7 protein-coding genes are annotated in these 15,582 nt (G+C 72.9%); 4 read left to right on the forward strand and 3 right to left on the reverse strand.

What is annotated here, in order from left to right; translation table 11 throughout:
• The 3 genes from GL263_RS08530 to GL263_RS08540 all read right to left on the reverse strand — a co-directional run.
• Positions 1 to 2,698 (reverse strand): non-ribosomal peptide synthetase (locus tag GL263_RS08530; RefSeq protein WP_182854985.1); only part of this gene is annotated, 2,698 nt, incomplete at its 3' end.
• Entirely contained in the window at positions 2,695 to 10,620 is a 7,926-nt protein-coding gene (locus tag GL263_RS08535; RefSeq protein WP_182854986.1) for a non-ribosomal peptide synthetase, read from the reverse strand. The genes GL263_RS08535 and GL263_RS08530, both read right to left, overlap by 4 nt.
• Before the next feature lie 163 nt (positions 10,621 to 10,783).
• Positions 10,784 to 11,473: a response regulator transcription factor gene (locus tag GL263_RS08540; protein ID WP_182854987.1), complete on the reverse strand. Its 690-nt coding sequence runs from the start codon at positions 11,471 to 11,473 to the stop codon at positions 10,784 to 10,786.
• A 511-nt stretch (positions 11,474 to 11,984) separates the two neighbouring features.
• Between GL263_RS08540 and GL263_RS08545 the strand changes: the two genes are divergently transcribed.
• From GL263_RS08545 to GL263_RS08560, 4 genes are all read left to right on the forward strand, one after another.
• Positions 11,985 to 12,275, forward strand: a complete 291-nt coding sequence (locus tag GL263_RS08545) for a phosphopantetheine-binding protein (protein ID WP_182854988.1) — start codon at positions 11,985 to 11,987, stop codon at positions 12,273 to 12,275.
• Positions 12,276 to 12,453: 178 nt separating this feature from the next.
• Positions 12,454 to 13,551 carry an LLM class flavin-dependent oxidoreductase gene (locus GL263_RS08550; RefSeq protein ID WP_182854989.1) on the forward strand — a complete coding sequence of 366 codons (1,098 nt, stop codon included), beginning with the start codon at positions 12,454 to 12,456 and terminating at the stop codon, positions 13,549 to 13,551.
• 48 nt (positions 13,552 to 13,599) lie between these two features.
• Positions 13,600 to 14,757, forward strand: a complete 1,158-nt coding sequence (gene solA, locus GL263_RS08555) for an N-methyl-L-tryptophan oxidase (protein WP_182854990.1) — start codon at positions 13,600 to 13,602, stop codon at positions 14,755 to 14,757.
• Positions 14,758 to 14,817: 60 nt separating this feature from the next.
• Positions 14,818 to 15,582 (forward strand): AfsR/SARP family transcriptional regulator (locus GL263_RS08560; RefSeq protein ID WP_182854991.1); only part of this gene is annotated, 765 nt, incomplete at its 3' end.

The raw sequence follows: 15,582 nt of genomic DNA on the forward strand, positions 1-15,582 counted from the left end.
CCACATACGCCACCAACCGCCGATCCCCCGGCCGGTCCTCCCGCACCACCACCGCAGCCCGCGACACCCCCGACAACCCCACCAACACCGACTCCACCTCACCCGGCTCCACCCGGAAACCCCGCACCTTCACCTGATCATCAACACGCCCCACAAACTCCAACACCCCACCCACACCCCAACGCACCACATCCCCCGTCCGATACATCCGACCACCACAACCAAACGGATCAGCCACAAACCGCCCAGCCGTCAAACCCGCACGCCCCGCATACCCCCGCGCCACACCCACACCAGCCACATACAACTCACCCACCACACCAACCGGCACCGGACGCAAAAACCCGTCCAACACATACAACCGCACATTCCCCACACCCACACCGATCGGCAACGCCCCCGGCCAATCCACCGGATCACCGGGGAGTTCCACGCCGGTGACCACATGGGTCTCCGCCGGCCCGTAGTGGTTGTGCAGCCGCCGCCCCGGCACGGCGGAGCAGAACCGCCGCACGACCGGCCCGGCGGTCAGGGCCTCGCCCGCCTGTACGACGTGCAGCAGCTCGGGCAGGATCCGATCCTGTTCGTTCGCCGCCTCGGCGACCGCCTCGATGACCAGGTTGGGCGCGTACAGCTCGTTGACCCGGTGCTCCTCGAGCCAGCCCACCAGCGCCGCGGCGCTGCGCCGCACGTCCTCGGTGGGCACCGCCAACGTCTTCCCGTACAGCAGCGCGGAGAGGATCTCCTGGGCCGCCACGTCGAAGCTCAGCGACGCGAACTGGGCGACGGTGGTGCCCGGCCCGCCGGGAATCTCCCGGTGGTGCCAGTCCAGCAGGTTCACCAGGCCGGCCTGCGGCATCACCACGGCCTTGGGACGGCCGGTCGAGCCGGAGGTGTAGATCACGTACCCCGGATGCGCCGGCAGCAACGGGAACACCCGCTCCGCGTCGGTCAGATCGCCGTCATCGAGGATCGACAGGTCGGCGTCCGCCAACTCCTGCTCGGTGAGCACGAGCGTCGCGCCGGAGTCCCGCATCATGTAGGCGATCCGCTCCGCCGGGTACTCCGGATCCACCGGCAGGTAGGCGGCACCGGACTTGAGCACGGCGAGCACCGCCACGTACAGGTCGAGTGACCGCGGCATCCGCACCGCGACCGTGCGCTCCGGGCCGGCGCCCCGCGCGACCAGCCACCGGGCCAGCCGGTTCGCGCGGCGGTTCAGCTCGGCGTAGCCGAGTGCCAGTCCCTCGAAGAGCAGCGCCGTGCCGTCGGGAGTCCGCGCCACCTGGGCCTCGAACAACTCGGGCAGCGTGCGGCCGGCCGGCGCGGCGGCCTCCTCGGTCGTGGTGCCGTTCCACTCGTGGACCACGCGGTGGCGCTCTTCGGGCGTGAGGAGGTCGAGCCTGCCCACGGGGCGGTCAGGGTGCGCGGCGAAGTCGGCGAGGAACCGTTCCAGCCGACCCAGGAGCTCCTCCGCCCCCCGCGCGTCGAGCACGTCCGCCCGGTGGTCCAGGCGCAGTCGGACACGCGGGCCGGGGATGGCCAGCAACGTGAGGGCGAAGTGGGTCGCGTCGCCGACTTCCAGGTCCGTGAGGCTCAGTCCGCGGGCGTGGGCCCTCAGCACTTCCGGGTCGAACGGGTAGTTCTCGAAGACGACGGCCGTGTCGAAGAGTTCACCGTGGCCGGCGAGGCTCTGCACCTCCGCGAGCGGTAGGTGGCGGTGCTCGATCAGGGCGGCCTGTTCCCGCTGTATCCGCTCCAGCAGCGCCACGAGCGGCTCCTCGGGCCGCAGCGTCACACGGACCGGCAGGGTGTTGATGAACATGCCGATCGTCGACTCGATGCCGGGGATCTCCGGCGGACGGTTGGCCATGGTCGCGCCGAACACCACGTCCTGCCGGCCCGACATATGGCCGAGCAGCACCGCCCACGCGCCCTGCACCACGGTGTTCAGGGTCAACCCGCGGGAGCGGGCCGCGTCGGCGAGGGCGGCCGACAGCTCCTCGTCCAGCTCGTGCCACAGCTGCCCGGGCAGCGCGGCACGGGCGTCGCGGCCCGCCTCGGCCAACAGAACGGGCTCGGGCAGCTCGGACAGGTGGTCGCGCCAGGCGGCGCGGGCCGCCGGCAGGTCGCGGTCGGCCAGCCAGGCGAGGTAGGCACGGTACGGCGGGGCCGTGGGCAGTCCGCGTTCGTCGCCGGACCGCTCGTAGAGCGCGAAGAGCTCACTGAGCAGCAGCGGGAGTGACCAGCCGTCCAGGAGCAGGTGGTGGGTGGTCAGCACCAGCTTGTGGTGGTCCGCGCCGAGTGTCAGCAGGCCGAAGCGGAGCAGCGGGGGCGTGGCCGGATCGAACCGTGTGGTGCGGTCCTCCTCGATGAAGCGCCGTGTCCGCTCCTGGCGTTGTTCCTCGCCGAGAGCGCTCAGGTCCAGGTCGCGCCAGGGCGGAACCACCTCGTGAGGCACGAACTGCACGGGCTGGTCCAGGTCCTGTTGCCAGAAGCCGGCGCGCAGGTTGGGGTGTCGGCGCAGCAGGGCGCGGACCGCGGTACGCAGGTCCGCCACGTCCAGCGGGCCCCGGAGTTCCAGGACCAGCTGGACGTTGTAGACGTCGACCCCGTCCTGGTCGTAGCCGACCTGGAACAGCAGTCCCTCCTGGAGCGGCGACAACGGCAGGACGTCGGCAAGGCCGTTCTGCTTCATCGGGACACCTTCCACATGGCTTCGAGTCGGTCGATCTGGGCCTGGCTCAGCGAGACCAGGGCGAGGTCTGAGGGCGTGTGACCACCGGCGTCGGGGTCGGCCGCGTGGGCGGTCAGCGCTTCCAGGGCACGGAACCAGCCCTCGCCGAGGTCGCGCACGGTCCGCTCGTCGAGCAGCGTTCCGGGCCAGCTCCAGGTGGCCCGGAGCCTGGGCCCGTCCGCGCCGTCCAGCGTGAGGGCGTTGACCTCGACGGCGTGGGCGAGTGGCATGTCCGCGTCGGTGCCGTCGCCGAGCGTCTCCGCGTCCGGCGTGACGCTCCACTCGGCGTCCGGACCGTCGGGTTCGGCGAAGCGGCCCAGGTAGTTGAAGCCCAGGACGGGTGTGGGCAGGGCTGCCAACCGGTCCCGGGTGTCCGGGTTCAGATGGCGCAGCAACCCGTAGCCGACGCCGCCGTCCGGCACCCGGCGCAACTGCTCCTTGACCCGTTTCACCGCCTCGCCGGCGGCGGGCCCACCCGCCAGGGCGTCCCGTCGATCCAGCGGCCCGGGGTCGAGCCGTACCGGGTAGAGCGCGGTGAACCAGCCGACGGTGCCCGAGAGGTCGAGGGCCCTGGCGGCGCCGGACTGCCGGCCGTGTCCCTCCAGGTCCAGCAGCACGGACGAGGAGTCGCCGAGACCGCGTCGGGCCCGCCAGTCGGCCACGGCGAGCGCGAAGGCGGTCAGCAGGACGTCGTCCACCTTGGCGTGGAAAGCCGCCGGCACGGTCGTCAGGAGGGGAGCGGTGGCGGCGCTGGGCAAGGTGAGAGTGAGGCTTCCGGCGATCGCGGCCGTGTCCCGGGCCGGGTCCAGCGGGCGGGTGGTGACCGGGAGGCTCGGTGGGGCGAGTTGCGCGGTCCACAGGTCGATCTCGGCCGACCGCCCGGGGCTGACGGCGTCCTCGGCCAGGTGTCGGGCCCAGCGCCGGAAGGAGGCGCCGCCCGGCAGGTGCCGCCGGTCCGAGCCTGCGGCCGGGTCTGCGTCCTGGCGCGTCCCCGCGCCCGCACTCGTGCTCGCGGCCCGCCAGGCGTCGGCCAGCTCCGGCAGGAGGATCCGCCAGGAGACCGCGTCCACGACCAGGTGGTGCAGAGTCAGCAGGAGGCGACCCGGTCGCTGGTCGCCGGTGTCGAACCACACCGCCCGGCCGAGCACGCCCGACCACGGGTCGAGTTCGTCCCGGATCTCGCGGGCCGCGGCACGGACCACGTCCCGCAGCGTGCGCGCGTCGTGTCCCGTCGCGTCGATCCGCCGCACCCAGTCCGCCACGGCGCCGGCGGCCTCGCCGGGCGGGCCGACCCGCATCCGCCACCGCCCGTCCGGATCGGTGGAGAACACCGAGCGCAGTACGTCGTGTCGCTCGACGAGGTCCGTCAGGGCGCGCACGAGCCGTTCCTCGCCGAGGCCCGGCGGCACGGTGACCACCAGGGACTGGCTGAACCCGCGGACCGGGCCGCCGCGTTCACGCAGCCAGTGCGCGATCGGGGTGAGCGGGACCTCGCCCCACGCGTCGTCCGCCGCCGGCTCGGGCTCGGCGCCGCCGGCGGACCCGGCGTCGTCGGGCGCGGCCCGGCAGACGAAGCCCAGCGCCGCCACCGTCTTGTGCTCGAACACCTCGGACGGGGAGAACACGAGGCCGGCGCGGCGGGCCCGCCCGACGAGCTGGATGGCCATGATGCTGTCGCCGCCGAGGTCGAAGAAGCTGTCGTCCACACCGACGACGTCCCGCCCGAGCACCTCGGCGAAGAGGCCGGCGAGCAGTTCCTCCCGGGGACTGCCGGGGGCCCGGTGCTCGCCCGCCGCGTTGAACTCGGGTACCGGGAGGTCCCGGCGGTCCAGCTTGCCGTTGGGGGTCAGCGGCAGCCGTTCCATCGTGACGACCGCGGCCGGCACCATGTAGTCGGGCAGCGCCGCGGCGACGTGCCGGCGCAGGTCCTCGGCGGAGACGGTGTGCGCTGGCGCGGCGACCACGTAGGCGATGATCCGCTTCTCTCCCGGACGGTCCTCCCGGACCAGGACCGCGGCCTGCGCGACCGTGGGGTGCCGTCCGATCACCGACTCGATCTCGCCGAGCTCGATACGGAAGCCACGGACCTTCACCTGATGGTCGACGCGGCCGAGGAACTCCAGGACACCGTCCGCCCGCCGGCGCACCAGGTCCCCGGTGCGGTACATCCGGGCGCCGGGCGGGCCGAACGGGTCGGCCACGAACCGCTCGGCGGTCGCCGCCGGGCGTCCGAGGTAGCCACGGGCCAGCCGGCTGCCGCCGATGTACAGCTCCCCGGCGACCCCGGTCGGCACCAGCCGCAGACCCGCGTCCAGTACGTGGCAGGTGGTGTTGTCGAGCGGGGTGCCGATCGGCACCGTCGTCTCCTGGGGCCAGGGCGCCCGCATGAAGTGGTGAGTGGCGAAGGTGGTCGCCTCGGTCGGACCGTAGCCGTCCACGACCATGGTCTCCGGGGAGGCGGCCAGTACCCGCGTCACGGCGGCGGGCGAGACGACGTCGCCGCCGGTCCACACCTCCCGGACGCCGCGGAAGCACTCCGGGCTCTCCTCGGCGAGCAGGTTGAACACGCCCGACGTCAACCACATGCCGGTGACGCGGCCGTCCGCCATGGCCTCCCGCAACGCCCCCGTGTCGAGGTCTCCGGGCGGGGCCACGACCACCGCGCCGCCGGACAGCAGCGGCACCCACAGCTCGTACTGCGAGGTGTCGAAGGAGTACGGCGAGTGCAGGAGGACCCGCTCCTGGTTGCCGGTCCGCCAGCAGCGGTCGGTCGCCAGTACCGCCACGTCGCGGTGGGTGATCGCCACCCCCTTGGGAGCGCCGGTCGAGCCGGAGGTGTACATGACGTAGGCGAGGCGGTCAGGGTGGCCAGGGACGTACGGCGCCGGTGCGGCGGCCGCCGGGCGCGGTTCGTCGACCACCAGTACCTCGGCCCGGCCGGCCCACTCCGCGCAGCGGAACTCGGCGTCCAGCGCCTGGTCCACCAGCAGCACCCGGGCTCCCGACTCGCCGGTGATGAGGCTCATGCGGGCCGGCGGGAAGCGCGTGTTGAGGGGAACGTAGTAGCCACCGGCCCGGTGCACGGCGAGCAGTGAGACGACGAGGTCGGCGGAGCGTCGCTGCAGCACCGCGACCGCCCGCTCCGGACCGACGCCCTTCTCCACGAGGCGCGCGGCGAGGTCGTCCACCCGGGCATCGACCTCGCCGTAGGTCAGCTCCTCGCCGTCGGCGACCACCGCGACCGCGCTCGGTGTACGCCGCGCCTGCGCACGGAACATCTCGGCGAGGTCGTGCTCCGGCAGGGGTGCGGCGGTGTCGTTCCACTCCCGCAGCCGTGCCCGCTCGGCCGCCTCGACCAGCTCGAAGTCGCCGATGGCGTGGACCGGGTCCGAGGCCACCGCGGACAGCAGGGCGAGCAGCCGGCGCGCCAGGGAGTCGGCCGTCGCGGCGTCGAACAGGTCTTGGTCGTACTCCAGGTCGCCGCTGACCCCCGCCGGGGAGGCGGGGCCGTCCCGGTGCTCCACGAGGTTGAAGGTCAGGTCGAACTTGGCGACGCCGAAGTCGACGGGCTCGGAACGCACTTCGAGCCCGTCCAGACGGGCGGGGTCGGGCGCGTCCTGGTAGGAGAGCACCACCTGGAACAACGGGTGCCGGGCCGCCGAGCGGGCAGGCTGGAGACGCTCGACGACGCGGTCGAAAGGCACGTCCTGGTGGGCGTACGCCGCGAGCGCGGTCGCCCGCACCCGGCGGAGGAGTTCGGTGAAGGCCGGGTTCCCCGAGGTGTCGACGCGCAACACCACCGGGTTGACGAAGAATCCCACCAGACCGTCCAGCGCCGCCTCGTCGCGGCCGGCGGTCGGACAGCCGATCGGCACGTCGGTACCGGCCCCCAGCCTGGTGAGCAGCGCGGCGAGGGCGGCCTGGAACACCATGTGGGTCGTGGCGCCGTTGGCGCGGGCCAACGCGTCGAGCCGGGCGTGCAGCGCCGGGTCGACACTGATCGGCACGGAGCCGCCCCGGTGGCGGGCCACCGGCGGCCGGGGCCGGTCGTAGGGCAGCTCCAGCTGGTCCGGCAGGCCGGCCAACCGCTGCTGCCAGTAGTCGAGTTGCCTGCCGCTGACGGAGTCGGGGTCGGCTTCGGAACCGAGCAGCCCACGCTGCCAGCGGGCGAAGTCCGGGTAGCTCACGGGAAGGGGCGTGAAGTCGGGTGCGGAACCCCGTGTCCGTGCGGCGTAGGCAGTGGCGAGATCGGCGAAGAGCGGACGCAGCGACCAGCCGTCACCGGCGATGTGGTGCAGCACCAGGAGCAGCACGTGCCGGCCGCCCGGCAGCGCGAACAGCCGGGCCCGCAGAGGAGTGTCGGTGTCCAGGTCGAACGGCTCCCGTGCGGCGGCGGTGAGCCTGGCGGGCAACTCCGACTCGCTGGTCTCCACCACGTCGGTCCACCGCACGGCCTGCTCCGCGGGAACCGGTCGAGGCTGCGGGCCGGCGGAGTCGGCCGGGTGGACGGTACGCAGCGGTTCGTGTCGCGCGGCGAGGTCCACGAGGGCTGCCCGCAGAGCGGCGCGGTCCAGCCGCCCGTCGATCCGCAGCGCCACCGGCATGTTGTACGTCGGCGCCCGGCCCTCGACCTCTCGGAGCACCCACATCCGCTGCTGCGCGGGGGACATCCGGAACGTGTCCCCCACCGGCGTCTCCCACGCCGAGCCTGCAACGGGCGCCAGGGCCGGGCGGGTACCGTCGGCGTCCCGGGCCAGGCGGGCCAGGCCCGCCGGAGTGGGCTGGTCGAAGAGGTTCTCGATGGTCAGCTCCACGTCCAGCTCACGCCTGGCCGCCGACAGCAGTCGGGTGGCGAGCAGGGAGTGACCGCCGAGCGCGAAGAAGTCGCTCTCCGGGCCGACCTCGGCCACCTGGAGGACTCTGGCGAACAGCCCGCACAGCAGTTCCTCCAGCGGACCGCCGGCGGAGGGCGCCCCCTCCGCGCCGGCAGTCGTCGGCGCCGGCAGCGCGGCGCGGTCGAGCTTCCCGTTCACCGTCAGCGGAAGGCTCTCCAGCGGGGTGAACGAGGCCGGTACGAGGTGTGCGGGGAGGGCCGCGGCCAGGGCCCGGCGCCAGGCGGCCGGATCGGGGCGCTCGCCGACGGCGGGGACCGCGTAGGCCGCCAGACGGCGGTCGCCGGGCGTGTCCTCGCGTACGGTCACGGCGGCCTGAGCGACCGACGGCAGAGCGGTGAGCGCCGCCTCCACCTCGCCCAGCTCGATCCGGAACCCCCGGATCTTCACCTGCTGGTCGCCGCGGCCCACGTACTCCAGCGTGCCGTCGGTACGGCGACGCACCAGGTCGCCCGTGCGGTACATACGGCTTCCGGCCGACCCGAACGGGTTCGCGACGAACCGTGCGGCGGTGAGACCCGGCCGGTTCAGGTAGCCGCGGGCCAGCCCGGCACCGGACACGTAGAGCTCGCCGACGATGCCGGGCGGGGCGGGGCGCAGCGCGTGGTCGAGGACGTGGCAACGCAGGTCGGCGAGCGGGCTTCCGATGCCGGCCGGCGGGCCGGTGCGGCCGTCGAGTTCGGTGTGGGTGACGTGCACGGTGGTCTCGGTGATTCCGTACATGTTGGCCAGCCGTACGCGGTCACCGTGGCGCGCCCGCCAGTCGGCGAGTCGACTTTCGTCCAGCGCCTCGCCGCCGAACACCACGTGCCGGAGTCGGAGTTCGCGTCCCTCGCGGTCGCTTCCGCTGTCGGCCTCGATGAGCTGGTAGAACGCGGAGGGCGTCTGGCTGAGCACGGTGACGCGCTGCTCCGCCAGCAGGTCGAGGAACAACTCGGGCGAGCGGCTCACGGTGTAGGGGACCACCACGAGGCGGCCGCCGTGCAGCAGGGGGCCCCACAGCTCCCATACGGAGAAGTCGAAGGCGTAGGAGTGGAAGAGCGTCCACACCTCGTCAGGGCCGAAGCCGAAGTGCTGGTCGGCGGCCTCGAACAGCCGTACCACGTTGTGGTGCGGTACCACCACGCCCTTGGGTCGACCGGTGGACCCGGAGGTGTAGATGACATAGGCGGGGTGGTCGGGGTCGATCCGGACGAGGGGTGGTGTGCTCTCCGGCCCGCCGTCCACGAGCTCGTCCGTGCGGACCAGCGTGGCGCTCGGAGACAGCGGAAGGGTCACTCCCTCGCCGGCGACGACCACCGAGGGCGCCGCGTCGTCGAGCATGTACGCCAGCCGCTCGGCGGGGTAGTCGGGGTCCAGCGGCAGGTAGGCCGCACCGGCCTTGAGCACGGCGAGCAGCGCGACGACGAGTTCGGACGAGCGCGGCATGGCCAGCGCGACGATCCCCTCGGGGCCGGCGCCGTGCGCGGCGAGACGGCGGGCAAACCGGTTGGAGCGCTCGTCCAACTCGCGGTAGCTCAACGCCAGCTGGCCGTCCACCACGGCCACGGCGTCCGGAGTGCGGGCGACCTGCGCGGCGAACAGCTCGGGCAGGGTGGCGGGGCGGTGCCGCGACGGCGTGCCGACCTCGGCCGGCGGAGTGTCGACCGCCGCCTCGCTCGGCGCCAGCACGTCCAGTCTGCCGGTCGGGGTACCGGGGTCGACGGTGGCGAACCGGCGCAGCAGTGCCATGAACCGCTCGAGATGGGCGGCGGCCTCGTCCTCCCGGTAGCGTTCGGCGGCGGCTTCGAGGTCGACGCGCAGTTCGCCTTCCGGGAGTTCGTGGACCGAGAACTTGAGGTCGTCGACAGGACCGGTGGCGACCGGGTGGATCGTCGCCCGCAGACCCTCAAGCCGCAGGTCGTGGTCGAAGGACACGATGTTCGCGACGACCGTGTACATCTGGCGGTCGTCGGCCAGCAGGCCCAGTTCGCGGCGGAGTTCGGTGTAGGGGTGGCCCTGGTGCCGCAGTACGTCGGCGACCGCCTCACGCACGTCGGCCACCAGCCCGGTCAGGGTGGTCGCAGGGTGGGCGGTGATCCGCAGCGGCGGCACGTTGGTCAGCATCGCGGGGGTACGCCGGGCCAGTCCGCTGCGCCGGTTGGGCACCGGGAGCCCAAGCAGCGCCTGCTGCGCGCCGGTCAGCCGGCGGGTGTACAGCGCCACGGCAGCCAGCGCCGCGAGCTGCCATCCGGTGCCAGCGGTGCGCGCCAGGCTGTCGAGACCCCGACGGAGTTCCGGGGTGAGGACGGCGGTCCGCCGCAGGGGCGGGGCGCCCACGGCCGCGGTCGGCTCCTCGCCGGACCGGCCCACCGGTACAGCCTCGGGCCGGTCCGCCCAGGTGGCCAGCCAGTACGCCCGGTCCCGGGCTGCCGCTCGTGAGGTACGCCGGGCGGCCTCCTGCGCCACCAGCTCCGCGAAGCCGTCGCTGGCGGCCGCCGACGCGTCGGCACCGTACGCGTTGTAGGCGTCCGCCACCCGCTGGGCGACCAGCCGGATGCCGTAGCCGTCGAGGAGTAGATGGTGCACGTGGTGCAGCCACCGGTGGTGCTCCGGACCGAGGACGAACAGCACGTGGCCGAACAGCGGCCCCGGCTCTCCCAGGGGAAGCGGCCGGGACATCAACCGCCTGGTCCAGGCGTCCGCGGCGGCGACCGGGTCGGCCTCCGCACTGAGGTCGACCCGGACTGGTCGCCAGTCGAACTCCGCTGCGGGCACGACGTGTTGGCGCACCCCACCGTCCTCGCCGGCGTGGAACCGGAGCCGCAGCGCCTCGGTGCCGTCGACGGTCGAACGCAGCGCCCGCTCGAAGCGGTCCAGGTCCAACGACCCGATGAGGTCGACGTACTCGCCGGTGACGAACGAGGGATCGCGTGGCTCCCTGGCCTGCGCGAACCACACGCCGAGCTGGGCGTCGGTCAGCTCCAGCGGCGTGTTGGCGGTGACGGGCATTTCTTCCCCTCCTGACAAGCGGCCGCGCGGCCGGTCGGGCCGGGGGCTGGACGCGTTCGACCCGTGGGGTCGGCGGGTTCGACAGAACTGGCGGACATGCTGGGGACGGCCGTTGATGTGCCGCTGACGTGCCTGACGTGGCTCGTCCGCCGGCGGTGACGCCTCAGCGGGCGGGCCGCAGTCCGGCCTCGAAGGCATAGACCACCGCCTGCACCCGGCTGCGGAGTCGCAGCTTGCCGAGCAGGTTCTGGACATGGGACTTCACCGTGTGCTCGGAGACGGTCAGCGCGTCGGCGATCTCCGCGTTGGACAGCCCCCGGGCGACGAGGTCGAGCACGTCGACCTCCCGGGGGGTCAGCTCCCGTGGGTCGACGTCCGAGACCTCGGCGGGGCCGAGAGCGGGCGGGCAGGGCGTGGAGGTGGCGGGCCGCTGCCGGGTGAGGTGGTAGCCAGCGGCGGTCAACCGGACTGCGGCGGCCAGGTCCGGCGCGGACACGGTGGCCGGCAGCTCGCCGTGCGCGAGGGCCGGGACGGAGTCGGGTGTGCTCCCCTGCACCGGTGCGGCGGCCACCGTCAGGAGTCGCATTCCCTCGGCCTCCGACAGGGCGGGCAGGCCCAGGCGGGCCGGATCGGACAGGCCGTGCAGCACGACCACGTCCGGCCTGAGCGTCCGCAGGCCTGCCAGCGCTCGCGGGCCCGGCTGGCCGTCTCCCGCCACCACCACGCCGGGCTGACCGTCGAGCATCGCCCGCAGTCCCGTGCGGGCGAGCGCGTCCGGTGCCAGCAGGTAGACGCGCACCACGTCGGTATCAACCGCGGCCTGACCGCTCCCCACGGGGTCCGCGATCCCCATGGGGTCCCCGATGTCGCCGTGGCCCCCGGCGTCGCGATGGTCCCGGCGGTCGCCGTAGCCGTCCGGGCGTTCGGCTGGCCACCTGCGGTGGCCACGGACCGCCGACGGCTCCACCGGCTCCGCACGGCCGCCCGTGTGTCGGACGCGGCCACGCCCGGGCGTCCCGCCGGCCTCGCCGGGGAGCAGACGCAGCGCGGTGGTGCCGGCAGGTGCCGATCGGGCATGTGCTCGCCGTTCCATCCTGATGCCCCCGGAGTCTGGAGTGTGGACTACTTCTGGGAGTCACTCGGACCGGCGTCCGGAGATTTCCCAGAGTTGGCAAGGTAGTCGGGGAGTCCGTCCTCGGCGGTTTCCTCCAGCGCTCCTCCAGCACCCCACAAACGGTTTTCCACTCACCGTGGAACCACGCCCGCCCGCCCGTTCGGACGTTCCGGCAGATCGCTGGGAAGCCGCTGGAGAAACCTCACACGAAAACACCGCGAGCGACGTGCGACTGCTACTTTCCGGCGCCATGGACACAACCGACGCGGGCACCTCGACCGAAACCACGACCGTGACCAGGAACCAGCTTCGCCGGCTGGTCGCCGACTGCATGGGGCTCGCCGCCGACGAGCTGCCTGACGACACCGAGGACCTGGTCGACCACGGCCTCCACTCGGTGGCTGTGATGCAGCTGGTCAGCCAGCTCCACGAGCGGGGCGTCGAGCTCTCCTTTCCCGACCTGGTCCGCACGCCCACGCTCGACGCCTGGTGGCGGGCGGTCCACGCGACCCAGCCGACCGCGAAGGCGACGGCGCCCTGACCCCTCCCAGCGGGACGAAGGGCGGCCGCTGGAGAGCCGTTGGAGCCCGGCTGGCAGCGCGGTCGGGAAACCCCGGCCACTCCCGCCGACCCGGCTAGGGTCGCGTCCGCCGGGTGTCCTCGGGGATTCCCGGCCACTTCCCGGAAATGTCGTAACGGCATCGTCAGACGGAGTCAGCATGGAATTCGGAGTCAACTTCTTCCCGGTCGTGGACCCGGAGCGGAAGAGCGCCGCCGACTACTACGAGGAAAGCCTGCGGCTGGTGGACCTCGCGGAGGAACTGGGCTACGAGCACGTTCAGATCGTGGAGCACTACGGGTCTCCGTACGGTGGCTACAGCCCGGATCCGGTTGCCTTCCTGGCAGCCGCCGCGGCCCGAACCGAGCGGATCCGGCTCGCCACCGGTGCGGTGATCGCGGCGTTCACCCATCCGGTGAAGCTCGCCGCCTCCCTCGCCATGCTCGACAACCTCTCGCGGGGCCGGCTCGACGTCGGTTTCGGACGCGCCTTCCTGCCGGACGAGTTCGAGGCGTTCGGGGTCTCCATCGAGGAGAGCCGGGACCGCTTCGACGACGGCGTAGCCGCCTGTCTCGAGCTGTGGACCGGCGAACAGACCGTCTTCGAGGGCGCGGTGCACCGCTTCGGCCCGTTCACCGGCTACCCACGCCCCTACCAGCGGCCACACCCGCCGGTCTTCGTCGCCTCGGCGACCAGCCCTGACTCCTGCGCCGCGGCCGGCCGGGCCGGTCACAACCTCCAGGTCGTCCCCTCGGTGACCAGCCGGGAGGGGCTGCGCGACATGATCGAGGGCTACCGACGAGCCAGGGCCGAGGCCGGTCACCCGGGCGGCGGACGCGTTCAGGTCAAGTACACCTGCTACCTGTCGGAGGACCGGGAGCTCGCGCTGAGCGACGCCCGCGCCCAGGAGGAGAACTACGTGGCGCGGATGGCCGACGCGGTCGCCTCGTGGGCGCACACCCGCAGCAGCCAGTACCCCGGCTACGAGAAGTTCGTGGAGAAGGCCCGCGCCTACGACTTCGACAAGGCGCTCGCCGACGGCAAGGTACTCGCGGGCACTCCGGGGGACGTCGTCGAACAGGTCGCCAGGGTGGCCGGGGAATACGGCGGCGACCTCTGTGTGAGCCTCCAGTTCAATCCCGGCCATCTGCCCTACGAACGAGCGGCGCGGGCGATGGGGTTGTTCGCCCGCGAGGTCGCGCCCTCCTTCACCGGCATGCCGCGGACCCGGCGGGAGCCGGTCCCCGCCACCGCCTGAGCAGGCATCGGTCGCCACCGCGGCGACCGAGAGGACGAGGAGAGAAGCATGGTCAGCACACCCACGACCCCGGACGCCGAAGTCGCGGTGGTCGGGCTGGGCGCCTGGGGCGCCTGCGCGCTGTGGCAGCTCGCCCGGCACGGCGTGGACGCCGTCGGAGTCGACCGCTACGGCATCGCCAACGTCCACGGGTCCTCCTACGGGGAGAGCCGGATGTTCCGCACGGCGTGCCTGGAGCACCCCGGTCTGGTCCCGCTCGCCCAGCGCTCCCGCCGGTTGTGGACCGAGTTGGAGGCGCTCAGCGGCGAGTCCCTGCTGGAACCGACCGGCGCGATGCTGATCGGCCCCCGCGACGGGCGGATCGTCGGCGGTGCGCTGACCGCCGCCCGGGAGCACGGTCTGTCCGTCGAACTGCTCGACCCGGCCGCCCTGCGTACGCGGGCACCCGCGCACGCCGCGCTGCCGGACGACCACGTGGCCGTGCTGGAGCCCGACGGCGGACTGACCTATCCGGAGCGCACCATCTCCGCCGCCGTCCGCGCCGCGCGCGCTGCCGGCGCCCGGGTGTACACCGACACCCGGGTGACAGGTGTCGAACTTGTCGCCGGCGGGGCGGTGGTGCACACCGCGCTGCGTTCCCTGCGGGTGGCGCGTGTGGTGGTGACGGCCGGGCCGTGGCTCTCCCAGTTGGTGCCCGACCTCCCGCTGGAGGTGGTGCGCATGCCCACCACCTGGTTCACCCCGGCCGAGCCCCGGCCTCGCTTCACCCTGGAGAACCTTCCGGTCTTCATGCGCGAACTCGACGGTGGCGACGTGATCTGGGGCCACGGCACACTCCCCGGCCGCACCGAACTGAAGCTCGGGCTGGAGGACGGCGGCCGGCACTTCCGGACCGTCGACCCGGAGGACATGGACCGTTCCGTTTCGCCGGACGACTGGTCGGTGCTCGGCGGCATCCTGCCGACCGCCGTGCCCGGAGTCGGCGCCGCCCCCACCCGCGCCGTCGCGAACCTCTACGCCCGCACCCCGGACGGCCAGTTCGTCGTCGGTCGGCCACGACGCGACCCACGGATCGTCGTCGCCGGCGGATGCAGCAGTCACGGCTTCAAACACGCCACCGGGATCGGGGAGTTCGTGGCCGACCTGGTGCGAGGCCGCACGCCCGCCGTCCCCCTCGACTTCGCCGATCCGAACCGCTTCCTCTGAGGAGTTCGAGAGGTTCGGCAGCTCCCCACGAAGCCATTCGGCGCCGCATTGTGAGGAAAGATGCAGTTCCGCATTCTGGGCCCCGTAGAGATCCACGACGACCGGCACGACCGCCGCGTCGAACCCACCGGTTCGAAACAACGAATCCTGCTCGGAGCACTGGTGGTGAAGTCCGGGCAGTTGCTCTCCCAGGACCGGCTCATCGACGAGCTGTGGGGCGAGCACCCGCCGGCCAATCCCACCAACGCGCTCCAGGCGCACATCGCCCGGCTACGCAAGCTCCTCGAGGACGCCGGCGCGACCGGTCAGGAGCGCATCGACACCCACTCGCTCGGCTACCAGCTGCACGCTCCGGCGGAGGCGACCGACGTCGCCGGCTTCCACCGGCTGTCGGCGCAGGCCCGCGCTGTGATCACCAGCGACCCCGAACGGGCGGTCTGGCTGTTGCGCCAGGCGCTCGCGCTCTGGCGCGGCCCGGCGCTCCAGGGGAGCCTCGGCGGCGACATCTGCCTTGCGGAGTCCACCGCCCTGGAGGAGAGTCGCCTGGTCGCCCTGGAGGCGCTCTACGAGGCCAGCCTGCGCGCCGGCCTGCACCACGAGGTCACCGGAGAACTGGGCGAACTGACAGCTGACCACCCCCTGCGCGAGAAGTTCTACGACCTGCTGATGGTGGCCCTGCACCGCTGTGGACGACAGGCCGACGCGCTCTCGGTGTACGAGCGGGCGCGGACCCGCCTGGTCCAGGAGCTCGGCGTCGAGCCGGGCCCGGCGCTGCGCCGGCGCGTCCGCTCGATACTCAGCCACACCCCCGACGCGGCCCCCACC

Source organism: Streptomyces durbertensis, from assembly GCF_014156695.1.
Taxonomy (GTDB): Bacteria; Actinomycetota; Actinomycetes; order Streptomycetales; family Streptomycetaceae; genus Streptomyces; species Streptomyces durbertensis.

Coding starts and splice junctions, on each gene's coding strand:
- GL263_RS08535 (WP_182854986.1), bottom strand. CDS start 10,620: ATGCCCGTCACCGCCAACACGCCGCTGGAGCTGACCGACGCCCAGCTC.
- GL263_RS08540 (WP_182854987.1), bottom strand. CDS start 11,473: ATGGGGATCGCGGACCCCGTGGGGAGCGGTCAGGCCGCGGTTGATACC.
- GL263_RS08545 (WP_182854988.1), top strand. CDS start 11,985: ATGGACACAACCGACGCGGGCACCTCGACCGAAACCACGACCGTGACC.
- GL263_RS08550 (WP_182854989.1), top strand. CDS start 12,454: ATGGAATTCGGAGTCAACTTCTTCCCGGTCGTGGACCCGGAGCGGAAG.
- solA (WP_182854990.1), top strand. CDS start 13,600: ATGGTCAGCACACCCACGACCCCGGACGCCGAAGTCGCGGTGGTCGGG.